This window comes from Desulfovibrio oxyclinae DSM 11498, from assembly GCF_000375485.1.
Taxonomy (GTDB): Bacteria; Desulfobacterota; Desulfovibrionia; order Desulfovibrionales; family Desulfovibrionaceae; genus Pseudodesulfovibrio; species Pseudodesulfovibrio oxyclinae.
Map to the genome: position 1 here is coordinate 1 of NZ_AQXE01000019.1, position 21615 is coordinate 21615.

Annotated in this window: 23 protein-coding genes and 1 pseudogene; 16 read left to right on the forward strand and 8 right to left on the reverse strand. The window is 58.6% G+C overall.

Translation table 11 applies throughout. The annotated features are described in order from the left end of the window. Positions 1-71: 71 nt before the first annotated feature. Positions 72-512 (forward strand): annotated as a pseudogene (locus tag B149_RS17540) (sigma-54-dependent transcriptional regulator); the annotation flags it as partial. 43 nt (positions 513-555) lie between these two features. Here B149_RS17540 and B149_RS0115505 read toward each other — a convergent pair. The 3 genes from B149_RS0115505 to B149_RS0115515 form a co-directional block, all read right to left on the reverse strand. After that, the gene (locus B149_RS0115505; RefSeq protein ID WP_018126087.1) at positions 556-1779 is read right to left on the reverse strand and encodes an IS256 family transposase; all 1224 of its coding nucleotides are present in this window, start codon (positions 1777-1779) and stop codon (positions 556-558) included. Between the two features lie 156 nt (positions 1780-1935). Beyond that, on the reverse strand, positions 1936-2199 hold the full coding sequence (locus B149_RS0115510; RefSeq protein WP_018126088.1) for an SHOCT domain-containing protein: 264 nt from the start codon (positions 2197-2199) through the stop codon (positions 1936-1938). A gap of 68 nt (positions 2200-2267) precedes the next feature. Beyond that, positions 2268-2714: a hypothetical protein gene (locus B149_RS0115515; RefSeq protein WP_018126089.1), complete on the reverse strand. Its 447-nt coding sequence runs from the start codon at positions 2712-2714 to the stop codon at positions 2268-2270. Positions 2715-2958: 244 nt separating this feature from the next. Between B149_RS0115515 and B149_RS0115520 the strand changes: the two genes are divergently transcribed. Further along, positions 2959-4800: an ATP-binding protein gene (locus B149_RS0115520; RefSeq protein WP_018126090.1), complete on the forward strand. Its 1842-nt coding sequence runs from the start codon at positions 2959-2961 to the stop codon at positions 4798-4800. A gap of 2 nt (positions 4801-4802) precedes the next feature. Beyond that, positions 4803-6173, forward strand: coding sequence for a sigma-54-dependent transcriptional regulator (locus tag B149_RS0115525; RefSeq protein WP_018126091.1), 1371 nt, complete (start codon positions 4803-4805; stop codon positions 6171-6173). Positions 6174-6356: 183 nt separating this feature from the next. On the opposite strand, the gene B149_RS0115530 is transcribed toward B149_RS0115525, so the two are convergent. The 3 genes from B149_RS0115530 to B149_RS0115540 all read right to left on the reverse strand — a co-directional run bounded on the left by B149_RS0115530 (position 6357) and on the right by B149_RS0115540 (position 8433). After that, positions 6357-6533: a Flp family type IVb pilin gene (locus B149_RS0115530; RefSeq protein WP_018126092.1), complete on the reverse strand. Its 177-nt coding sequence runs from the start codon at positions 6531-6533 to the stop codon at positions 6357-6359. A gap of 32 nt (positions 6534-6565) precedes the next feature. Then, positions 6566-6745 (reverse strand): Flp family type IVb pilin, encoded by a 180-nt coding sequence (locus B149_RS0115535; protein ID WP_018126093.1) that lies wholly within the window; start codon positions 6743-6745, stop codon positions 6566-6568. Between the two features lie 290 nt (positions 6746-7035). Continuing rightward, entirely contained in the window at positions 7036-8433 is a 1398-nt protein-coding gene (locus tag B149_RS0115540) for a sigma-54-dependent transcriptional regulator (RefSeq protein ID WP_018126094.1), read from the reverse strand. Positions 8434-8674: 241 nt separating this feature from the next. Between B149_RS0115540 and B149_RS0115545 the strand changes: the two genes are divergently transcribed. The 3 genes from B149_RS0115545 to B149_RS0115555 are packed head-to-tail and all read left to right on the forward strand — an operon-like array spanning position 8675 to position 10781. Continuing rightward, positions 8675-9070, forward strand: a complete 396-nt coding sequence (locus tag B149_RS0115545) for a TadE/TadG family type IV pilus assembly protein (protein WP_026167667.1) — start codon at positions 8675-8677, stop codon at positions 9068-9070. Further along, entirely contained in the window at positions 9000-10307 is a 1308-nt protein-coding gene (locus B149_RS0115550) for a VWA domain-containing protein (RefSeq protein ID WP_169332932.1), read from the forward strand. Before B149_RS0115545 ends, B149_RS0115550 begins: the two co-directional genes overlap by 71 nt. Before the next feature lie 9 nt (positions 10308-10316). Beyond that, positions 10317-10781, forward strand: coding sequence for a TadE family protein (locus tag B149_RS0115555; RefSeq protein ID WP_018126097.1), 465 nt, complete (start codon positions 10317-10319; stop codon positions 10779-10781). A gap of 114 nt (positions 10782-10895) precedes the next feature. Here the strand turns inward: B149_RS0115555 and B149_RS0115560 are convergent, their stop codons facing one another. Then, positions 10896-11144: a hypothetical protein gene (locus tag B149_RS0115560; RefSeq protein WP_018126098.1), complete on the reverse strand. Its 249-nt coding sequence runs from the start codon at positions 11142-11144 to the stop codon at positions 10896-10898. Between the two features lie 39 nt (positions 11145-11183). Continuing rightward, positions 11184-12014, reverse strand: coding sequence for a phage capsid protein (locus B149_RS0115565; RefSeq protein WP_018126099.1), 831 nt, complete (start codon positions 12012-12014; stop codon positions 11184-11186). A 256-nt stretch (positions 12015-12270) separates the two neighbouring features. Between B149_RS0115565 and B149_RS0115570 the strand changes: the two genes are divergently transcribed. The 10 genes from B149_RS0115570 to B149_RS0115615 form a co-directional block, all read left to right on the forward strand. After that, complete coding sequence (locus tag B149_RS0115570; protein ID WP_018126100.1) at positions 12271-12963, forward strand: HAD family hydrolase; 693 nt, start codon at positions 12271-12273, stop codon at positions 12961-12963. A gap of 23 nt (positions 12964-12986) precedes the next feature. Next, the gene (locus B149_RS17545) at positions 12987-14396 is read left to right on the forward strand and encodes an HD-GYP domain-containing protein (RefSeq protein ID WP_018126101.1); all 1410 of its coding nucleotides are present in this window, start codon (positions 12987-12989) and stop codon (positions 14394-14396) included. 54 nt (positions 14397-14450) lie between these two features. Continuing rightward, positions 14451-15695, forward strand: a complete 1245-nt coding sequence (locus B149_RS0115580) for an ABC transporter permease (protein WP_018126102.1) — start codon at positions 14451-14453, stop codon at positions 15693-15695. Positions 15696-15950: 255 nt separating this feature from the next. After that, on the forward strand, positions 15951-16274 hold the full coding sequence (locus B149_RS0115585) for a c-type cytochrome (protein ID WP_018126103.1): 324 nt from the start codon (positions 15951-15953) through the stop codon (positions 16272-16274). 64 nt (positions 16275-16338) lie between these two features. Beyond that, positions 16339-18534: a molybdopterin-containing oxidoreductase family protein gene (locus tag B149_RS0115590; protein WP_018126104.1), complete on the forward strand. Its 2196-nt coding sequence runs from the start codon at positions 16339-16341 to the stop codon at positions 18532-18534. Then, positions 18534-19277 carry a 4Fe-4S dicluster domain-containing protein gene (locus B149_RS0115595; RefSeq protein ID WP_018126105.1) on the forward strand — a complete coding sequence of 248 codons (744 nt, stop codon included), beginning with the start codon at positions 18534-18536 and terminating at the stop codon, positions 19275-19277. Before B149_RS0115590 ends, B149_RS0115595 begins: the two co-directional genes overlap by 1 nt. Next, positions 19270-19995 carry a formate dehydrogenase subunit gamma gene (locus tag B149_RS0115600; protein WP_018126106.1) on the forward strand — a complete coding sequence of 242 codons (726 nt, stop codon included), beginning with the start codon at positions 19270-19272 and terminating at the stop codon, positions 19993-19995. Before B149_RS0115595 ends, B149_RS0115600 begins: the two co-directional genes overlap by 8 nt. Positions 19996-20066: 71 nt before the next feature. After that, positions 20067-21167: a rhodanese-like domain-containing protein gene (locus B149_RS0115605; RefSeq protein WP_018126107.1), complete on the forward strand. Its 1101-nt coding sequence runs from the start codon at positions 20067-20069 to the stop codon at positions 21165-21167. A gap of 55 nt (positions 21168-21222) precedes the next feature. Continuing rightward, positions 21223-21405, forward strand: coding sequence for a hypothetical protein (locus B149_RS0115610; protein WP_018126108.1), 183 nt, complete (start codon positions 21223-21225; stop codon positions 21403-21405). A gap of 24 nt (positions 21406-21429) precedes the next feature. Continuing rightward, a partial coding sequence (locus B149_RS0115615) for a hypothetical protein (RefSeq protein WP_026167669.1) occupies positions 21430-21615 on the forward strand: 186 nt, incomplete at its 3' end.

Below are 21615 nucleotides of genomic sequence, written 5' to 3' on the forward strand. Positions count from 1 at the left end.
GAATATACCGGGCCAAATGGAACAGCTTTTACCATTCTCATTCCGATAGAATCAAAAGGAACGGCGTAAATATGAGTGCCAAGATTTTAGTTGTAGACGATGACAAAGCACACCTATCAATGCTTGAAACGATGCTTACGGGGTGGGGGTATGCTGTTGTGGGCGTGGAAGATGGGGCAGACGCCATTGANAAGGTGAAGGAGGCTCCCTTTGACGCTGTTCTGATGGACGTCAGAATGGCAAGAATCGGTGGCATTGAAGCCCTGAGCCAGATCAAGGAATATAACCCGGCCATTCCGGTTGTGATCATGACCGCATACTCTTCCGTTGATACGGCTGTGGAGGCGATGAAGTTGGGGGCGTATGACTACCTGACCAAGCCCTTGAACTTTGATGAACTCAATATGACTTTGGAGCGTTCTCTGGACCACATGACGCTCATCAAGGAAAACCAGTCCCTCAAAGAGAGAATATCGGAAGACTCAAGCCTGACGGACATTATCGGATCAAGTCCAAAATGTGCTGTAAATTCGTTCTCCGCCCGTCGCCCTCTGCCTAATAGATTCTGGCCACCTTTCCCTCGCCTTCGATCTCTTGCCGGGCCTCTCGCCATTCGAGGTACTCATCCATGTTGAGGTACCTTCGGCCCGTGGACCAGACTTCGTGCTGCTCGGCCAACAAAGCTCCGACGAGCCTCAGAGCCGCGTCCTCGTTGGGAAAGATGCGGATAACCCGTTCTCTTCGCCTAATCTCCTCGTTCAAGCGCTCTGCCATGTTCGTGGTGCGCAGCCGGCGCCGGTACTTCTCCGGGAGACGAAGCACGGAGATCGCATCCTCCAGACCTTCCTCCAGCGTACTCAAGGCCTTCTCGACCTTCTTCCCATCCATGGCTTCGCAAAGCTGCTCGAAGCTCTGCCTGGCCATGGCCTGACTGTCGGCATGAAGGATTCGCTTGAGCCACAAGGACATCTCGTCTTTCTGGGTTTTGGGCGTGAGCCCCAACACGTTGCGCATGAAGTGCACCTGACAGCGTTGCCAGCATGTGCCCTGGAAATTCCGCCGAAGCGCCTTGACCAGGCCAGCATGACTGTCGGAGATGACGTAGTCCACTCCTCGCAGGCCTCGGCCTTTCAGCCAGCAGAAGATATCCTCCCAGGTCTCCTCCGTCTCACTGTCGCCCAACCTTATCCCAAGGATCTCGCGCGTTCCCTCCTCGGAGATGCCGATAACGATGAGAGCGCTGGTCGATCGCACCGCTTCGTCTCGACGCACCTTGATCACCACAGCGTCCATGACCAGGAAGGGGTAACGCTTGTCATGCAGAGGCCGGTCATTCCACGCCCCGACTCGGGCCTCCAACTCCGTGCACAGCTGGCTGACCGTGGACTTGGAAAAGCTGGCCCCGCACAGCTCCTCAGTGATCGAGGTTACCTTTCTGGTAGAGACACCGTTGAGGTACATCTCCATGAGAGCCAGAACAAAGGCCTGCTCGCTACGCTGATAGCGACGGAACATCTCCGTGGAGAACTGCCCATCTCTGGACTGTGGAACCAGCAGGTTCAAAGGACCGACCCGGGTGTAGAGCTTCCGGACTCGGTGCCCGTTCCGGTACGCTTTACGGCCCTCGTTGCGTTCGTATGCCTGAGCTCCGATATGCTCTGTCATCTGGGCCTCAAGTACTTGGTTCAAGACGGCTTCCAGCAGCTGCTGGAAGCCGTCATCCCGAGAAAGCAGGCTTGCAACCTGGTCCTGACTCAGCTTAACCTCAAAGTCGGCCATCGCTTCTCCTCCTTCTACGTTTTGGTTTGGTCACCAAGGGACGTAGCGGAGAGCGGTGGCCTTTTCAATTAAGCCCCTCAGAATTTACAGCACTATACGGACACAACCCGCCTCACACCTATAAGCCATAAGCTTCATCAATTTATTCATTATGTTTTATTGCCTTATTAACACTGCCTTCATGCGTTCAAATTCATCCTCAGAAATTTCACCCTTGGCATACTTGGTCTTGATAAGGTTCAAAGAGTCATCCCTGTCAGCCTTGCCGCTTCGACGAGAGGTAAAAGCCTGAAAGAACTTAATGGCAATATAAACTGCTGCCATCAAGAGAAGGATCATCCAGATGAATCCGAACATGCCTCCACCCATGAACCAACCGGGGCCGCCTCCATTAAAGAATCCGAAATTGCAACTCCACATGATATGATCTCCTTATGAATATGAAAGACGAGGGGGATTGGTCTCCCCCTCGCGTAGTATAGTTGGGCCTACCACCAAGGGCAGTTGTAACCATAGCCGTTGTCGTAACTATTGTAGCCCATCATGCCGCGTCCCATACCCGGGCCCATCATGCCGCGTCCCATACCCGGGCCCATCATGCCGTAGGTGGGAAGATTCTGAGCAGCAGCCACTTCATTCAGCTTGACGATCTTCGCATTGATTTGCTCGGTCAGACTGCGAGCCTTCTTGGCATCCGGTTCAGGGCTTGCCATGACGGCAGCCAGTTCAGCGCGGTCTGCATCAATCTCTGCCCTCAGCTTGGCGGTGGAGTTCAGGAAGTCCTGATACGCCTTGTTGTTGGTATTATAGGATTGAGCGTTGTAGCCATAGCCGCCATACCCACCGCAGCCGTAACCCCATGCCATTGCATCGGATGCGGCGAATGCCAAACCAACAGCCATAACCAGTGCCAAAGTGATAATGTTCTTCTTCATGATAAGTTCTCCTTTTGAGTGTTTTGTGAACAAGCTTTGCATTGGTTAAGGCAAGACCGATGCCAAGTTTTTCATTGCTCATACAAGTATCTGAATAATAAGGATTAAATTTTTAAAACGAGAATTATTGGCTTTGATTCTGTTAGGGTTACTTGGCTGCATTGCTCAAAAAGCGTACACATGAATGACAAAGAGCGTCTAAAATTTAGACAACCTGCCCCCGGCTAGCAAAGGAAGCATGATAATGAAAAACAAACTCAACAATTTTTTAGGTAGTATTTCACCTTGGGCCGTTATCGGAATGAGCCTCATCCTCGTCATCGTGGTGCTCGTTTTGGCGTTCATGAATTACAACCGCGAAAAACAATATATGAGCCGTGTGCTCAGTGAAAAAGGCTCTGCCTTAATCAAAGCCTTCGAAGCTGGAACACGGACCGGGATGATGGGGATGTTGGGCGAGGGGCCCAATTTACAGGTGCTGATGCAAGAAATCGCCACCCAACCCGACATTCTCTACATTGCTGTTGTTGACTCCTCAGGAGAAATATTGGCGCATAGTAACGATGTTGAAATCGGACAGCAGTTTATTTCCAAAAAAGCAATGGCGAATTTGAATGTCACCAATGATATCCAGTGGCGTGTCGTGACTGAGTCCAATCACCCCAAGTCATTTGAAGTATATGAGCGATTTCTCCCTGCTTTGGGGCAACGCTCCCAATCGATCCCGTCCTCTCCCATGCAGCAAAGAAGACGAGACATGATGCAGCGAATGATGGGCAGGCGATCAGGTGAAAAGAGTGATGATTGGTGCCAGCCAGGGTGGATGAGTGGACTCAAGCAAGACAGGATTTTGGACCCTGCTGAACGCCCAGCCATTTTTATAGGTATGGACGTGGCTCCTTTTGAGGAGGCGATCGCTGAGGACATATCATTAACTCTCACCATGTCGGGGATATTGCTTCTTCTGGGACTTGGCGGGGTAGTGTCTTTATTCTGGATGCAAAGTCACATGCGTTCCAAAAAAATGCTGCAAGGCTCTCAAGCCCTCACCGAAGAAATGGTGGCGAACATACCGGAAGGTCTTGTTGTATGTGACCCGCATGGACGAATCACCTATGTCAACGAGATTGCCCTGAATTTGTTGGAATATGACTCCAAGGAAACTGAGCAGATAGTGGGACAGCTGGCCGATACTGTTTTGCCGAAGCAACTTTGGGAGCTTCGATCCTCAGTGAGCAAGGAGAACCCGGTTGTAGAGAAGGAGATGGAGTTAATACAGAGTAGTAACCGGAAGCTTCCCGTTACAACAGTTGTCACCGACATCATCACGAATGATGGGGCTTATGTTGGCCAATTATTCATGATCCGTGACCTGAGTCAGGTCAAGGAGCTTCAAGATGAAGTCCGCAAAGCCGATAGGATGGCAGCCATCGGCCATCTTGCCGCTGGAGTTGCCCATGAGGTGCGAAATCCACTGAGTTCCATCAAGGGGTATGCAACGTATTTCGGTTCCTTGTTTGATGAAGGGAGCGACAACCGCAAAGCCGCAGAGGTCATGACATCGGAAGTTGACAGGTTGAACAGGGTTATATCCGAACTGCTCGAAATGGCCCGCCCTGCGGATATCAAACTGCGAGAGACAGAAGTCGTTACACTTCTTGAAAGCTCAATGCGACTGGTCAAGCAGGAAGCCGATAATGCAGGGGTGTCTGTTTCTCTCGATATTTCAGCGGAAGTCGGATCGATTCCTCTTGATCCTGATCGGATGACACAAGCCATGATCAATCTATATGTCAACGCGATTCAGGCTATGCCGGAGGGAGGAAAGCTTGATGTCGACGTTAGTAGACAAGAAGGGGCTATCTTATTGAAGGTGTCGGATACAGGGACTGGCCTTCCTGAAGGGGAAGCTTCGCGTGTTTTCGATCCATACTTCACCACAAAGCAAACAGGTACAGGATTGGGACTCGCTATCGTCAGCAAGATCATCGAAGCGCATTCCGGCGAAGTGCAAGTTGAGCATACAGGACCAAACGGTACGACTTTTTCTATTTCAATCCCGACGAAGAGCGAAGGAGCGGTATAGGTATGAGTGCTTTGATTTTGATTGTCGACGACGACAAGGCGCACCTCTCAATGCTTGAAACAATGCTCAAGGGGTGGGGATATTCCGTTGAGGGAGTTGAAGATGGTGCGGACGCAATTGAAAAGGTGATGGAGACCCCCTTTGACGCAGTGCTGATGGATGTTCGCATGGCCAAGGTAGGCGGTATTGAAGCCCTGAGTCGTATCAAAGAGTACAATCCTGCAATACCGGTTGTGATCATGACTGCATACACCTCTGTTGATACCGCAGTAGAGGCGATGAAGTTAGGCGCTTACGATTACCTTACAAAGCCGCTTAATTTCGAGGAACTTAAGATGACTTTGGAGCGTTCACTGGACCACATGACGCTTATCAAGGAGAACGAATCCCTCAAGGAAAGAATATCGGAAAACTCCAGTCTGACGAATATCATTGGCAATAGTAAGCCAATGAAAGAGCTTGTCGGTATGGTGAAAACTGTCGCCTCGACCGAAGCGACGATTCTGATCTCCGGTGAGAGCGGCACCGGGAAGGAGCTGTTTGCCAAAGCGATCCACGCAAACAGCAACCGAAAAAAAGCACCGCTTGTAACAGTTAATTGTGCAGCTTTGACGGACACGCTCTTGGAGTCCGAACTCTTTGGACACGAAAAGGGGGCGTTTACAGGAGCGGACAAGAAAAGGGATGGCCGTTTCATGCAGGCCAATGGAGGGTCCATCTTTTTGGATGAGGTCGGTGAAATACCGATGCCCATGCAGGCCAAGTTGCTGAGAGCTATTCAGGAACGGGAGATTCAACGAGTTGGTAGTGACAAGGTCTTTAACGTTGATGTCCGAATAATCGCGGCAACCAACAGGGATTTGAAGGACGAAGTCGAGAAAGGGAATTTCAGGGAAGACCTATACTACAGGCTGAATGTTGTGAATCTTTGGATTCCGTCTTTAAGGGATCGTGGAGATGATGTGCCATTGTTGGCTGCCTTCTTCATAAAACGTTTTTCCGAGTTCAACAGGAAGCAGTTGAAAGGATTTACCCCAATGGCGATGGACGTTTTGGTGAAATATGATTGGCCGGGCAATGTCCGTGAATTGGAGAACGCCGTCGAGCGAGCTGTTATCCTGACCCCTGGAGAATATGTGTCTGAAAAAGACCTACCCCCAGCACTCACTCAGCATTTTGAGAGTGTTTGCGGCGCAAGTGATAGTCCGCAAAGTCTTGGCGGTAAATCCTTGCAGGAGATAGAAAAGGTCGCCATTGAAGAAACCCTTGCTCAGACGGGAGGCAACAAAAGCGAGGCAGCAAAACTCTTGGGTGTTACAAGAACAACCTTGGATAACAAAATTAAGAAGTACGAAATTCTCATCAAAAAATAGTGAACGCTGGTCGTCCTACTTTTCTAGAATGCCTAGCAACCCTGGTTCGCTTTTCTTAGCGTGCGTTTTTTTCCTTTCTATGGAGTGACCCCTATTCGAGTGCGGTGGCGCCTTCTTCATTATGAATGAGGTTCTTGATGATTTGCATTATTTTGCTCCTTGTCGTTGAAGGTTTTCCCCGCCCTAGCTGCCGGCCGCGCCGGTCATGCTGTTGGCGATGGAGGTGAAGGTATCGGACACGGTACTGCCGAGGGTGGACACGGCGGTGACGATGCCCGCCGCGATCAGGGCGGCGATCAGGCCGTATTCCAGCGCGGTAGCGCCTTCTTCGTTGCGGATTAAAGTCCTGAGCATCTGCATTGAAGACTCCCGTTGGCTTGGATGACCGCAGCCTAGCTGCCTGCCGCAGCTCCGGTCATGCTGTTGGCGATGTTGGTAAATGTGTTGGACACCGTGGTTCCGAGTGTAGAAACGGCGGTCACGATGCCTGCTGCGATCAACGCGGCGATCAGACCGTACTCCAGCGCGGTTGCGCCTTCTTCGCTACGGATGAGGGTCATGAGGGTCTTCATTTTTCTTCTCCTTGTTTCATGAAGATACTTCCATGGCGTTTGCACGCCGCATCGAACTTGCCCACCATTGAGCAACCCGCGTGCCACAAACCGGGAAATCCTCCTAACTTTGACGCAACCCACTACTTCCAAAGGAAATATTTGTGATATTGAAATTCTTCGTACCTGCCACCGTTTTAAATCGGGGCCCCATTAATCTATTTTTTGTAGACTCATCAAAATAGAAAATCCCGGCACTCCGAGGAACAATCCTCAGAATACCGGGTCGTTATCGGTCCACAAAAAATGGACTACGTTGAAAATGCGGCTGCGTCGATGTGGTGCTTGCGCAGTTTGTTCCAGAGGTTTTTCGGAGTGATGCCAAGGAGTGTCGCGGCCTCGGTCTGGACTCCACGGGTTCTGGACAGGGCATTGGTGATCAGCCTGCGTTCAAAGGAATTGATGGCTTCGCGCAGTGGCATTTTCATCTCTTCAAAGCCGGCCCCCGGTGCCTGCTCCGGCGCGTCGCCGCCCGGCGTTCTGGAAAAGGCAAGTTCCAGTTCGGATGCGTGTATCACCCCGCCCTTGCTGAATATCGCCGCGCGCTCGATGGCGTTGGCAAACTGCCGGATGTTGCCCGGCCAGCTGTATTCGTACATTTTGCGCATTGCCATCTTGTCCGCGCTGCGAACGTCGGTGCCGAGCTTGACGTTGGCCTGCTGGATAAAGTGTTCCACCAGCCGTGGAATGTCTTCCCTGCGCTCCCTGAGCGGTGGCAGATGGATGGAGGCCACGTTGAGCCTGTAATAGAGATCGCTGCGAAATTCTCCCGCATCCACGCGCTGTTCCAGCTCCTGGTTGGTGGCGGCGATGATGCGCACGTCGAAGCTGATGGACTTGGTGCCGCCCACGCGCTCCACCTGCTTCTGCTCCACGGCCCGCAGCAGTTTCGGCTGCAGGTGCAGGGGCATATCACCAATTTCATCCAGCAGGATGCAGCCGCCCTCGGCCTGCTCGAACTTGCCGGGCCGGGAGGTTGTTGCACCGGTGAACGCGCCCTTCTCATGGCCGAAGAGTTCGCTTTCCAGCAGGCTTTCAGGAATTGCCGCACAGTTGAGCTTCACGAACGGGCCACCCGCCCGAGAACTCATGGCGTGGATGGTGTCTGAAATCAGCTCCTTACCGGTACCCGTTTCACCGAGCACCAGCACGTCGCAGTCCAACTCGGCCACCCGTGCCAGCCGCTCCTTCACTTCCTGCATGGCAGGACTGTCGCCGATGATCTTATCCAGCGGTCCAGAACCCTTGAGGTTTCGCTTGAGTGCCTTCAGTTCGGCCTGAAGGCTGCGCTTCTCCAGCGCCCGCCGGATCACCACCTCCATTTCCTTTATCTGAAAGGGTTTGTTGAAATAGTCGTAAGCGCCGTGGCTCATGGCCTGCACACCGGTATCGCGGGTGCCGTGACCCGTTATGACGATCACGTCCGTTTCCGGCGCCACGGCCCTGAGCTTGGGCAACGCCTCAAGACCGGACATACCCGGGAGCTTCACATCATGGAGAATCAGGTCCAGCCCGCCTTTTTCGGCACGTGTGATGCCTTCCTCGGCGGTCTCAGCCTGCTCCACGGTGAAGCCCAGCTCATCAAGCGCTTCCACCAACATGCCTCGGAAGGCGCGATCGTCATCCACTACAAGTATTCGTTCAGCCATTTGCTCACCCGGTTTCCCTTTTCTACCATGACGGGCCGGTGCAATCCACAAAAAATGGATCAAAAGTTACGACCAAATCAGCCCTCGGCCGAAAGTGTTTTCGGATCGAGAGGCCGCATATACACCGTATACGTAGGGCCCCCGAAGTTGGTCACAAAAAAAATCCACTTTTGATGGAGAGTGGCACACGGGTTGCTCATGTCCTGTCAAACGCGGGATTTCCCGCCGGAGGAAAATGGACATGAGACAAGATCATTCATCCAAAAGCGGAATGGCCGCAGCGGAACTCGGGCTCATCCTCCCCTTCATGGCGCTTCTTCTTTTCCTGCTCATGGAAGGAAGCAACGCCATGCACGCGCATTCGTCTCTGGTGGAAGCCAGCCGAGAAGGCGCAAGGATGGTGCTGATGCAGGGCGAAGCCGGAGCCGACGTGCAGCAACTGGTGCGAAGCCTCGTCTCCGATCTGCCCTCGGAGGATGTGGACGTCCGCGTATCCACCGATACGGACGCGCGCACGGTGACCGTGCTCGCCAGCTATGAATATCAACCAGTAATGGGAGGCCGGGATGCTCTGGAAATGCTCGGCGGCGAAGACGTGCTCGTCATCGAAGCGGGCACGACAATGCCGCTTCCCTAACAGTGAACGCCTCGGCGCGGTAAGCATGGTCATGGCCATGGTCATCCCCGCCGTACTGGCCATGGTGGGCCTCGCGCTCGATCTGGGCAATCTATACTCTGCTCACACCCGCCTTCAGGCCGCAGTCGATTCCGCCGCGCTGGCCGGAAGCCTCGAACTGCCCTACGACCCCGATCTGGACAAGGGACTCGTCCGGGCGGCCGCCACCGGAATGCTGGAAAAGAACTACCCCGGTTCCGAGCTGGACAGTCTGATCCCGGGTACCATGATCCGAAGCGTCAACGTGCAAGCCCATGCGGACGTGGACCTGCTGATTCTCGGCTTCCTCGGTCTTTCCGCCCAGCGCGTGGAGGCTGCGGCGAGCGCCGGATTCAACAAGCTCGAAGTGGTCTTTGTCATCGACAACTCCGGCAGCATGAAGGGCACTCCCATTAATATGGTCAAACAGGCTGCGGGCGAGCTGGTGGACCTCATCATCCCCGACGGCTCGGAAACCGATACCAAGATCGGGCTGGTGCCCTTCCGGGGCAAGGTCAACGTGGGCGAAGCCGCGGGCGACGGTCTCTCCGGCTGCCGCAACGCGGACGGCTCCCTCAATCAGGGCATCCACGAGGACTTCATGGATCTGTATTGGGACCTGCCCTACTACTATCGTCGCCGCGTGAATCTGGACACCTGCTCCAGCATCCCCGAAGCGCAGGAGCTGACCAGAAACAAGAGCGCGGTCATCGCCTCGCTGAACAGCCAGACCGCCACGGGCGCGGCCTCGGGCACGGTGATCCCGGAAGGCCTCAAGTGGGGCCGCCATATGCTCACGCCGCAACGGCCTTACGATCAGGCAGGAGACAAGGAAGAGTTCCGCAAGATCATCATTCTGCTCACGGACGGCGACAACGAGGACGGCAATTGCGGCGGCCCCTACCGCGCCTACTACGAGCCGAACAACTACTGGACCAATGCCTATTACGGCATGAAAGTCACGGACGCGCACTGCGAGGACGGCGGCAGGCTCAATCAGGACATGCTCAACGAGGCAGAAGCCGCCAAGGACGCGGGCATCGAGATATTCACCATCCGCTTCGGCACCTCGGACAACACCGACCGTGACCTGATGCGCGCCATGGCGTCCAGCAAGCCCGGCACGGACGACCACTACTTCGACGCGCCGAGCGTGTACGACATTGACGACATCTTCAAGAAGATCGGACGCCAGCTCGGCTGGCGGCTGCTGAGCTAGGAGGCGACCATGCTGCACAGAAAGAACGGAAAGAGTCTGGGCATGACGGTCGCGGAATTCGGACTGGTGCTGCCCGCCGTCATGGTCCTTTTGCTCGGGACCATGGAGATGGGCAACATGTTCCATTCGTGGCTCACCGTACAGAAGGCGGCCCAGGAAGCCGTGCGCATCGCCGCCACCGGCGAGGGGGCCGACGACGGCACCCGCATGATACGCATCGAAAACAAGGCGCTGGAGCGCATGGAACCCCTCCACGGCACCAAGACCGTCACCGTCTCCAGTTGGCCTCGCGGGCAGGCTTCGGACACCGGCAGTCAGGGCAGCGCGGGCAGCCCGTGCGAGATCGTGGAAGTACGCGCCTCCTGCACCTACACCCCGCTCATCTCACTGATGGAGCCTATCCTCCCGGACGACATCACCCTCAGCAGCGCCGACCGCAAGCTCAACGAGCCATGGCGACCCTGCGATTCATAATGCCCCCCTCACCCTCCCCGAGGTGAATGCATTGAGGCCGGACAGTTTCCCCGACTGTCCGGCCTCGCCGTTTCGCCCGCTCATACGGGCACTATGGAGTGAGGGAGGGTCCCTTTAGGAGCCGTTGACCACGGTGACCGAGCCCGCCGCATTGGTTGCCACCAGCATGTCCACCGCTTCGGCGGATGCCGCGCCGGTACACGCGACGATCACGTCGCCCGTGTCGAGGTTGTATTCCTCTGCCGCCTTATCGAAGTAGCCGGCTCCCGCCACATCGGCGAGAAGGTCTTCGGTGCGGTACAGGAAAAGCTGCTGGCCGGGCACGCCGCCCATGAGGCGCATGTCTTCGGATACGTATGCCATGAGATTTCTCCTTTTGTTTCTATGCGCTGAGCATCGGGGCTACAGGATCTGGGTGTCGTCGTCGCACTGGACCTCGACCACACCGGACGGGTCGATGAGGCACGCGCCCGCGGAGAGCATGTGGTCCACGAGATGCGCGGCCTTTTCCGGTACCCAGTCCACATGGGCCTTGATTTCCTGCCCTTCGGCCAGCCCGATGGCGTTCTTGTGATAAAGGAAGCACTTGCGGATGCCCGCCTCCACGGGGAGTCCGGTGTGGAACATCCAGTTGATGCCCAGCCAGGTGCGGGACTCGGTGCCCTTGAGCCACGGGAACTTTTCGCCCGCGTAATCGGCGCTCTTGAACTCCTCGATGTTGAGCAGCTCGTTCCACTGGTGGGGTCCCACCACGGCGAAGCGGTTGCCGTCGTCGGGCACGTCGTTGGCGTTGAGCAGTCCGAAGGCTTCGAGAATCTTGCCCTTGGTCAGGCCGCTGGTGCTCTCGGGAATGACCGAGGACGTGGCGTCCATGCGGGTGATCACCAGTTCGTCGATCTTGCGGCCAAGCGCCCACGCACCGGCGCTGGCAGCCACCTGCCGCTCGTCGATGTTCTGCTTGAGCTCGTCGAGGCGGTCGATGTACTCGGCGGCGTACCAGTCCTCCAGCGTGCAGGACACGGAGGAGTGGGTGAGGTTCATGATGGGCACGTTGCCGTGACGGGTCTTCTTGCCCGCGGTGCCCTTGCCGCTTTTCTGGAACACGCACTTGGCGCCCTGCACGTTGCTTTTCAGGCGCACGGTGTTGCGCATCTTGGAACCCTGCTGCTGGTAGGCGTTGTGCACGTCCGCGCAGTAGAGGTTGATGAAGGAATTGTCGATCTGAGTGGACATTGCCGTTTCTCCATTTCGTTGTCGGTTTTCCTTGAAAGGGCCGACGGGTATCCCGGAAGGCTTCCGGTTCGCGGGTGGACCGCGTACGGGCCGCAACCGGAGCGCCGGGGCCGAAACATCGCGGACAGTATAGCCCCGGTTTGCGCGGCGAGGCGTTTTCGGCGGCATCCGGGGCGATACAGGGGCGACATTCCCTGTTGACGGGGTGTTTCGGGCAGCTCTGGACCGCCGCCAAGGATTGGGGTACGTATCAGGAATGATTCCCTCCGAACTCGCAACGGCATTCGAGGCCGTCATTTTCGACTTCGACGGCACGCTGGCCGAGCTGACGCTGGACTTCACCCTCATGAAGACCAAGATCGCCGCACTCGGAGAATGCTTCCTGCCGCATCGCCCCGAACCCGACGGAACGCCCGCGCTGGAATGGATGGAGACCCTGACCGCCCATGTGGAGCGCGAATGCGACCGCGACACCGCACTGGAATTCAACTGCCGGTGCAGGCTGGCGATCACCGCCATGGAGCTGGACGCCGCACGCGACGGAAACCTTTTCGAGTTCACACGGCCGCTGCTGCTCGGTCTTCGCGAGCACGGCATCGCCACGGGCATCATTACCCGCAACACCGGTTCGGCGGTACGCACGGTCTTTCCCGACGTGAACGAACACACCGGAGTCCTGCTCGCCCGAGAGGACGCGCCGCGCATCAAACCGCACCCGGCCCATCTGCTGCAGGCACTTGAACGACTGGGCGTCGCCCCTGCTCACGCGCTCATGGTGGGCGACCATCCGCTGGACATGAAAACCGGCCGGGCAGCGGGCACCGCCACCGCCGGTGTCATGAGCGGACGCTGTGATGCCGACGATCTGAAGAATGCCGGAGCCGACCTTGTCTTCGAGGACGCGTCCCGGCTCCTCGCCCCCGGAGCCCTCACGGCAGTCCGTAACTGACCGCAAGAAAGGACGGTAGCTGCATGAAACGACTTTCCAAGACAGACCTCTGGCCCGGAATGTATGTTATTGGCTACCGTGCTGAAAAGGAAGGGGAGGTGGTGAAAGTGGACCGCCCCCTGCTCTCGCGCGAGGAGATCGGACAAACCGTTCCCGACGGGGCGTTCGATGTGCTCGTGGACGAGGAGTTCGAGCTTGGCGAATGGGTCTCCGCCCATCTCGGCGACCAGCTGGAAAAAGAGCGTAGAAGGCTCGAAGAAGCTCGGCTGGAGCTTGAAACCGAACGGGCCGAGTTCGAGCACGAACGGGCGCGCTTTCGGCAGCAGGTGGGAGAAGCGCACGAGCAGGCCATGCAGCGCGCTGTCTCAGGGGCAAAGGCCCGTGAAGAGGGCAACGCCAAACGCGTTGAAGACATGGCCCGGCTCAGGCAGGAAATGGCCGCGGCCAAGGCGGCCCGGAAAAAGAACCCCGATCCGCCGCCCGAAGCTTCCAGGACACCCATCGAAGAAGAATTTCCCCGTGCGGACCAGCTCTACAGCGACGCCGTGAGCTACGCCCGCACTTTCGTGGACGATGTCCGGCGCGGCAAGCCCTTCGACTACCGCGACGCCATGCCCCTCGTTGACGGCTTCATCGACTCGGTTTTCCGCAACGAGTCCGCGGCCGCAGCCCTTTGCAAGCTCAAGATGTACGACGAGTACACCTATACCCACAGCATCAACGTGGCGGTGCTCTCGATCATTCTGGGCAAGCGGCTGGGGCTGGAACGCGCACAACTGCGGATGCTCGGCATGGCCGGCACTTTTCACGACGTGGGCAAGGCCGTGATTCCCGACGAGATTCTCAACAAACCCGGCAAGCTCTCCGACCACGAGATGACGATCATGCGCACCCACCCGCAGGAAGGGTACGACATCCTCAAGACGCAGAAGGCGGTCCCGAAGGAAGTGCTGCGCGTGGCTCTGGAGCATCATGAACGATATGACGGCAGCGGATACCCCCGGCGGGTCAAGGGCGACGCCATCCACACCATGTCACGGATCATCTCGGTGGTGGACGTGTACGATGCCCTGACCAGCAAGCGCGTCTACAAGGACCCGCTGCCGCCCGGCAAGGTGCTCGGCATGATGTACCAGTGGCGAATCTCGGACTTCCAGCCCAACATCGTGGAGCATTTCATCAAGAGTCTGGGCGTGTATCCCGTGGGCAGCTTCGTCCGCCTGAGCAGCGGCGAACACGGCGTGGTGACGGGGCTGAATCCCAGCCTGCCGCTCAAACCCATCGTGAAGCTCGCCTTTGATCACTCGTTGACTCCCATATCCCCGCGCGTCGTGAATCTGGCGGAAACGCCTGACGCGGGCGGGCCGCTGGTCATCGAGGACATCGTAAATCCTTCCGACCACGGCATCTCCGTGGCCGACCTGCTGCAATAGCCCGAAGCGTCACGCACTTCTTGCCTGCCGCCGCCGTTGGTGTACACTGCCCTCATGCGATCCTTCAGGCAGCTGCTCACTCTTCCGGCCCGCATTCAGGGCATGGCGCTCACCGCAGTGTGGGCATACAAGCTGCGCTCGCTGTTCGTGGTCCTCGGCGTGGCCTTCGGCATCGCCTCCCTGACGCTCATCGTCACCAGCGTGGACGGGGCCAACCGCATGGCCGTGCAGATCGTCGAAATGTTCGGCCACGACGCGGCCTTCGTGCTGGGCGGCAACATCAAGAAGAAAGCCGTGGGGATGCGCACCCTGACCCTGAGCCGCAACGATGCCCGGCGCATCAGACAGTCGCTGCCCGGCGCGTATCTGGTGGTGCCCATGCGCGCCAAGTTCGGCCTGACCATCAAATACCGCTCGGAAAACGATCAGGACGTGCCGGTCATCGGCGCCACTGCCGACTATGCCGAGGTCTGGAACTGGCCGCTTGTGGAAGGGCGCGACATCAGCCTCGAAGACAACGAACAGGGCGCGCGCGTGGCCCTGATCGGCAACACGCCAAGTGAAGCGCTGTTCAAGGGCGAGTCCCCGGTGGGTCGCTCCATCTTCATTGAAGGCATTCCCTTTCAGATCATCGGCCGCCTGAAGCATCGCGGCTTCACGGGCGGTCGTGGCGACATCGACAACCGTATCATCATACCGCTGAACACCCTCACTTCGCGCTTCAACATGGACCGGCAGTACTTCCGCGCCCTGCGCGTCAAGTTCCACGAGCCGGAATACATGGCGGCGCACACCGAGAACCTCCGCAGCTTCCTGCGCCACCTGCACGACCTCGCCCCCGACGAGGACGATGACTTCACCATCCTCACTGCCGACGAAGTGCTCAAGTTCCTGGCCATGTTCAAGGGCGGCCTGAGCGTTTTCCTCGGCGTCACGGCAGCCATCGCCATGCTCGTGGGCGGCTTCGTGCTGGCGAACCTGTTCTCCATCAGCGTCGGCGAACGCTCGCCCGAGATCGGCCTCAAGCGGGCCATGGGCGCACACAAGTCGCACATCATGTACCAGTTTCTGGTGGAGGCGTGCGTGCTGACGCTCATTGGCGGGATCATCGGCCTCTTCCTCGGAATGGGCCTCGGCCAGATCCTTTCCCGGCTGGACATCCTCGAAATCCAGTTCTCGTGGAAAGCCTTCGGCATGGCCATGGCCAGCGCGCTGGCCGTGGGTCTTGTCTTCGGCCTCAAGCCCGCCCGGCAGGCCGCCAACATGGATCCTATCGCCGCTCTCAAGGGCGGCGAGTAGCCCTACCGCCTTCCCGGAACTCGCTTTCCTCCCTGCAAGGGAGGGCTTTTCCTGCATTCCATTAATAATTCCCGTACGCCTGCAGCGTGATATTGTCGAAATACCCCTTTCGCTCGTTTTTTTGGCATACCCCGCTTGACACCTATACCCCGTATGGGTATCTAGGAAGCAAGAGTTGTAAGCAATGGATGCGGGCAAGAATCAGGCTGGGGGGCCGATCCGCATCCTGAAAACAATTAAAATCAGGAGGTTCTCGTGAACCGCAAGTTCGTGACCATCATCGGTGCAGTGCTTCTGACCATGGCCGTGGCTTCCATGGCCTTCGCATTCGGCGGCGGCAACCCGCGCAAGGGAAAGTTCCTGTGGCGCAAGAATTGCCGTACCTGCCACGCCCCTAACGGCTCGGCGGCCGACCTGAACCCCGCCGACAAAACACAGGCGGAGTGGACCAAGATTTTCGAATCCGGCGAGATCCCCTGCAAGAGCGACTGGACCGTCGGCGATCAGGACGTGAACGACATCTTCACCTATCTGCACGACTACGCGAAGGATTCCCCGACGCCCGCCAAGTGCAGCTAAACGGCATCGTTTCCGGCGGGGGCCACGCGCTCCCGCCGAACCAGCCTCATTCAAAGGGGGTTCCATGGCGGACGCAAGGAAGGCAAAGGGCATGAACAGGCGCGACTTCTTCAAGGCCACCGGACTGGCCGCGGCGGCTGCCGCGGGCGGCACCATCGGCGGTCTCAAGCCCGCCAAGGCCCGGGCAGCCACACCAGCGCCCGACTGGCAGTCGCACTTCTCGGCCTGCGACATGTGTTTCAACAAGTGCGGCCTCATTGCCCGCGTCGAAAACGGCGTGGTCAAGAAGCTCGATCCCAATCCCAAGTTTCTCAAGTCCCGGGGAATGCTTTGCGCGCGCGGCAACGCGGGCGTGGCACAGCTCTATGATCCCGACCGGCTCAAGTATCCCCTGCTTCGCAAGGGTGAGCGCGGCGAGGGCAAGTGGCAGCGCATCCCGTGGGACGAGGCCATCGACCTGATGGCCGAACGCATGCAGGGAATCCGCGAGAAGTATACCCCCTGCGGGCATCTCTTCAGCGCCGGATCGGACCTGCAGAGTAAGTTCGTGTCCCGCTTCGGCGAGGTTTACGGTTCCTACAACATCACCTCCCACGAGTCCCTGTGCCTGCTCAGCGGCAACCGGGCCTTCCTGGACACTTTCGGCGAGGTGCCGTTCGCGGACGTGCTCAACTCCAAGTACATCATCATGGCCGGCGCCAACCGCTTCGAGGCGCTGGTCACGCCGGATTCCATGGACCTCATGACCGCCATGCAGAACGGCTGCAAGCTCGTGGTGCTCGACCCGCGTTTCACCAAGACCGCGGCGCTGGCCAACGAGTGGCATCCCATCCGGCCCGGCACGGACATGGCCTTCATGCTGGCGCTGATGCACGTTATCATCAACGAAAAGCGTTACGACCAACAGTGGATCAAGGAAAAGACCCACGGGTTCGACCAGCTTGCCAAGCATGTGCAGCAGTATACTCCGGAATACGCGGCCGGCGAATGCGGCATCCCGCGCGAGGACATCGTGCGCATAGCCCGCGAGCTGGCCGACGCCGCTCCGGAATCCATGGTCTACCCCGGCCGCCGCAGTTCGGATTACGAGGACTCCACCCAGATTCGGCGCAGCTTCGCGCTGCTCAACGGCATCCTCGGCAACTGGGACCGCCCCGGCGGCCTGCTCGCCGCACGACAGGTGGGGCTCAAGGGCGTGCCCTATACCGCCCCGTGGTATGACGACAACCCGTGGGACCGCGTGGATGGCGGCGTGGTGCCCGGCCTGTTCGAGCACGAAGGCTCCTTCGTCATCACCCGCGACAGGGTGCTCAAGAACGAGCCATATCCGGTCAAGGGCTGGTTCGTTTACAAGACCAACCCCATGGCCACCGCGCCCAACCGCAACAAGACCATCGAGATGGCCAAGCACATGGACTTCATGACCGTGGTGGACATCGCCATGAGCGACACCGCGTGGATGGCCGACCTTGTGCTCCCCGCGCCCAGCTATCTGGAACGCACCGACCCCTGCGCCGGACTTCAGGGCTCCGTGGCCTGCGCCTGCGTGGTCAAGCGCGACCCCGTCGTCCCTGCCATGTACGAGAGCCGCCCTGTCTTCGACGTGCTCAAGCAGGTTGCCGGAAAGCTTGATCTCGGCGAATTCTTCGATTTCACCATCGAGGAATTCCGCGAGCAGCAGCTGCGCGAACTGCCCGACGCCGAAGAGGCGCTGAATCGTGACGGCGTCTACTACAATCCGAGCAAGGTCTATGGCCTCTACGACGGCAAGATCTACAAGACCAGCAGCCACAAGATAGACCTGTTCAACGAACGCTATGAGCAGATGGGCGTTGCGCCCCTGCCCGCCTACAATCCGCCCGCCAAGGTGCCGAAGAACCGCTTCCGCATGGTGGTGGGCCGCAGCGCCGTGTACACGCAGGGCTCCACCGGAAACAACAGCCTACTGCACCAGCTCACGCCCACCAACACGCTGTGGCTCAACCCGGAGGCGGCCTCGCGTCTGGGCATTGCCGACGGCGACCCCGTGGAGGTCTCCAGCTCCGTGGGCCGCGGCGAGCTCAAGGCCCGCGTCACGCATGAGATCCGCGAGGACACGGTGTACATGCTCAGCGGCTTCGGGACGCTCTCCACGCAGCTCTCGCTGACCCACGACAACGGGGCCAGCATCAACAATCTGCTGGAGGACGATTACGATCAGGTCTCCGGCAACGCCGCCATGCACACCACGCTGGTGACCGTAACAAGGAAGGTGAGCTGATGGCACGCAAACTCGCAATGGTAATCGACGCGTCCAAGTGCATCGACTGCAAGGGATGCATGGTGTCCTGCAAGGTCGCCAACGGCGTGCCCGAGGAGCACTGGCGCAACTGGATCAAGCCCACCGAACCCCAATTCGGTCCCGGCAGGCGGCCTTCCATCCGCTTTCAGCCCGGCGGCTGCATGCACTGCGACAAGCCCACCTGCGTGGAGGCCTGCCCCACCGGCGCCACCTTCAAGGACAAGGAAACGGGCGAAGTGGTCATCGACAAGGACCTGTGCATCGGCTGCGGCAACTGCATCCCGGCCTGTCCGTACGACGCCCGCTACCGCAACCCGGTGAGCAGGAAGGCCGACAAGTGCAACTACTGCCCCGAACGCAGGGCGGCCGGACTCGAACCCGCCTGCGTGGACACCTGTCCCACCAAGGCACGCGTGTTCGGCGATATCAACGACCCGGATTCCGAGGCCTCCAGGCTGCTTCGGGAGAACAAGCCCCGCGTGCAGGTGGTGGTCAACGAGGCCACGAACACCAAGCCCAACATGTACTACATCGGATCGCCCGGAGACGCGGCATGGCCCAGAAAGGCCGTGGTGCCCTCCAGCATGGTGGCCATGAAGGAGGCCGCGCCGCTGGTCAAGGGACTGGTGGGGCTGACCGGCCTCGGTGTGCTGGCCATGCTCGGCAGACAGCTCTTTGCCGGAGACTCCGGGGATTCTCACGAGGAGGACCGTCATGGCTAGACAGTTCAAGCGCCACGACCGTTCCGACATATTCATCCACTGGTTCAACGCCGCCTGCTGGCTGCTGTTGCTCATCACGGGCATCGGCCTGATCAGCAACCCGGCCATCGACCCGCTCGGTTCCGGATATCCCGAGGCCATGCGCTCGCTCGTGGGCGGCGGGGCCAATCTGCTGGCCATCCACGAGGTCATCGGCTTCGTCTGGATTCTGGGCTTCATCTGGTATCTGGCCGTGAACGCCCGCGGCGCCGGTTTCTTCCTGAAGGAGGTCTTTATGGTCTCCCCGGCTCGCGACATGGCCTGGATGCTCAAGAAGATGGTGCTCATGACGCTGGGCCCCAAGCCGCTGAAGATGATCGGCGTCAACCCCGAGCTGCCGGAACAGGGCTTCTACAACATGGGCCAGAAGGCCTTCGCGCAGGCCAGCGTGGCCGGGGGGGTCGTCATCGCCGTCACCGGCGTGATCATGTTCCTGTCCGACAAGACCTTCGGCGCGGAGGCAACCGGCATCGTGAGCTGGGCCGTGACCCTGCACTTCATCGCGGTGGGCGTGGTCTTCGCCGGACTGTTGGTGCACATCTACATGGCCGCCATCAGCCCTGAGGAACGCCCCGGCTTCCGCTCCATGTTCACGGGCCACGTTCCCGAGAACTACGCCAGACATCACCACGGACTGTGGTACGAAAAGGTACGCTCCGCTCCCGAAAACGACGGGTAGCGGCGGATAATAGAGGGACCAAGGGGCCGTCGCCGCACGGCGGTCCCGCCAACCGAGAGGAAGGGATTTTTATGATGAAGCGACTCACCTACGCGTTCGCCATGCTCATGGCGCTGGCACTGGTCTCCGGCTGCACCGCGGCCAAGACCACCACGGCGGAGACTCCCGCCTTCACCCAGTACACGGACCTCGTGGACTACGACTTTGTGGCGCAGTACGCCAAGATGCCCAAGCCCGAAGGCGTGATGATCATCGACTCGCGCCCCTACAAGACCAAGTACGTCAAGGGATTCATCCCCACCGCCGAGAGCATTCCGGCATCGCAGTTCGACAAGATGACCGACAAGCTGCCCGAGGACAAGAACACCCTGCTGATCTTCTACTGCGGCGGCCTGCACTGTCCGCTGTCCCATAAGTCCGCCTATGCCGCGGAAAAGCTCGGCTACACCAACATCAAGGTCTACGCCGAAGGTTTCCCCAACTGGAAGAAGAACGCCGACTACTACTCCGTTGGCATGGAAGCCGTTAAGAACATGATGGCCGAAGGCGAGCCGTACCTGCTGGTGGACTCCCGTCCGCACCGCAAGTTCCTCAAGGGCGCCGTGCCTTCCGCAGTGAACATCCCGGACACCCAGTTCGACAAGTTCAAGGGAATGCTGCCCGTGGACAAGTCCACCAAGCTGGTCTTCTACTGCGGCGGATTCCATTGCCCGCTGTCCCACAAGTCCGCCGTCAAGGCCAAGGCCATGGGGTACGAGCACGTTGTCACCGCTGAAGCGGGCTACCCCGGCTGGAAGGAACTCTACGGCGCAGGCGGCGCAGTGGAAGTCTCCGGCGGCGCAGCCGAAGGCTCCATCGACACCCAGCAGTTCCTGAACATTCTGGACGAAAATCCCGACAAGATCACGATCGTGGACGTGCGCACCCCCGAGGAATATGCGGCCGGGCATTTCCCCACCGCCATCAACATCCCCGTGGACGAGCTTGAGGACCGGGCCGACGAAGTGCCCACCGACAAGCCCATCGTGTTCTCCTGCGCCTCCGGCGCCCGCGCCGGCGAAGCCTACTTCATGTTCACGTTTGCGCGCCCTGAAGTGGAAGAGGTCTACTACCTCGAAGCCAGCAACCACTTCGAAAGCGACAACTCCTATGAAGTGAAGGCCAACAAGTAACCAAACGCGGAGCCGGGCCGAAACGCCCGGCTCCAAAATTTTCAGGGGGTTCGCCATGTCCCTGCGCCTCGCCGCCGTCCTGTTCGCCGTCATTGTCGCGGTATCGGGCACGACAGCCATCCCGACCTTCGCCGCACCATGGCCCGAACAGGCGGCGCGCGAGGCGAAGCAGGGTGGATACTCCCTTGTGGACACCTGGATTGCCCTAGGGTTTTCTTGGACACCGAATTGGGCGTAACAAACGTCCAGGAGGTGACCGACAATGGGAAAGAATTCGAAGGCCGGTTCCGGCTCTCCGGCGGAGGGAGGCCGTAGGCCGAACGGAGCCGGAGAGCCGGAACCGGCGCGCAAGAAGAAACGTTTCTGGGCCCAGCACAAGGTCGAAGCCGTGCTTCGCCTGCTTCGGGGAGAAGACCTTGAGCTTCTCAGCCGAGAGTTGGGAGTGCCT

Excerpts from the sequence above, each read along its gene's own strand:
- B149_RS0115505 (WP_018126087.1), bottom strand. The coding sequence starts at position 1,779 with ATGGCCGACTTTGAGGTTAAGCTGAGTCAGGACCAGGTTGCAAGCCTG.
- B149_RS0115510 (WP_018126088.1), bottom strand. The coding sequence starts at position 2,199 with ATGTGGAGTTGCAATTTCGGATTCTTTAATGGAGGCGGCCCCGGTTGG.
- B149_RS0115515 (WP_018126089.1), bottom strand. The coding sequence starts at position 2,714 with ATGAAGAAGAACATTATCACTTTGGCACTGGTTATGGCTGTTGGTTTG.
- B149_RS0115520 (WP_018126090.1), top strand. The coding sequence starts at position 2,959 with ATGAAAAACAAACTCAACAATTTTTTAGGTAGTATTTCACCTTGGGCC.
- B149_RS0115525 (WP_018126091.1), top strand. The coding sequence starts at position 4,803 with ATGAGTGCTTTGATTTTGATTGTCGACGACGACAAGGCGCACCTCTCA.
- B149_RS0115530 (WP_018126092.1), bottom strand. The coding sequence starts at position 6,533 with ATGCAGATGCTCAGGACTTTAATCCGCAACGAAGAAGGCGCTACCGCG.
- B149_RS0115535 (WP_018126093.1), bottom strand. The coding sequence starts at position 6,745 with ATGAAGACCCTCATGACCCTCATCCGTAGCGAAGAAGGCGCAACCGCG.
- B149_RS0115540 (WP_018126094.1), bottom strand. The coding sequence starts at position 8,433 with ATGGCTGAACGAATACTTGTAGTGGATGACGATCGCGCCTTCCGAGGC.
- B149_RS0115545 (WP_026167667.1), top strand. The coding sequence starts at position 8,675 with ATGAGACAAGATCATTCATCCAAAAGCGGAATGGCCGCAGCGGAACTC.
- B149_RS0115550 (WP_169332932.1), top strand. The coding sequence starts at position 9,000 with ATGCTCTGGAAATGCTCGGCGGCGAAGACGTGCTCGTCATCGAAGCGG.
- B149_RS0115555 (WP_018126097.1), top strand. The coding sequence starts at position 10,317 with ATGCTGCACAGAAAGAACGGAAAGAGTCTGGGCATGACGGTCGCGGAA.
- B149_RS0115560 (WP_018126098.1), bottom strand. The coding sequence starts at position 11,144 with ATGGCATACGTATCCGAAGACATGCGCCTCATGGGCGGCGTGCCCGGC.
- B149_RS0115565 (WP_018126099.1), bottom strand. The coding sequence starts at position 12,014 with ATGTCCACTCAGATCGACAATTCCTTCATCAACCTCTACTGCGCGGAC.
- B149_RS0115570 (WP_018126100.1), top strand. The coding sequence starts at position 12,271 with ATGATTCCCTCCGAACTCGCAACGGCATTCGAGGCCGTCATTTTCGAC.
- B149_RS17545 (WP_018126101.1), top strand. The coding sequence starts at position 12,987 with ATGAAACGACTTTCCAAGACAGACCTCTGGCCCGGAATGTATGTTATT.
- B149_RS0115580 (WP_018126102.1), top strand. The coding sequence starts at position 14,451 with ATGCGATCCTTCAGGCAGCTGCTCACTCTTCCGGCCCGCATTCAGGGC.
- B149_RS0115590 (WP_018126104.1), top strand. The coding sequence starts at position 16,339 with ATGGCGGACGCAAGGAAGGCAAAGGGCATGAACAGGCGCGACTTCTTC.
- B149_RS0115595 (WP_018126105.1), top strand. The coding sequence starts at position 18,534 with ATGGCACGCAAACTCGCAATGGTAATCGACGCGTCCAAGTGCATCGAC.
- B149_RS0115600 (WP_018126106.1), top strand. The coding sequence starts at position 19,270 with ATGGCTAGACAGTTCAAGCGCCACGACCGTTCCGACATATTCATCCAC.
- B149_RS0115605 (WP_018126107.1), top strand. The coding sequence starts at position 20,067 with ATGATGAAGCGACTCACCTACGCGTTCGCCATGCTCATGGCGCTGGCA.
- B149_RS0115610 (WP_018126108.1), top strand. The coding sequence starts at position 21,223 with ATGTCCCTGCGCCTCGCCGCCGTCCTGTTCGCCGTCATTGTCGCGGTA.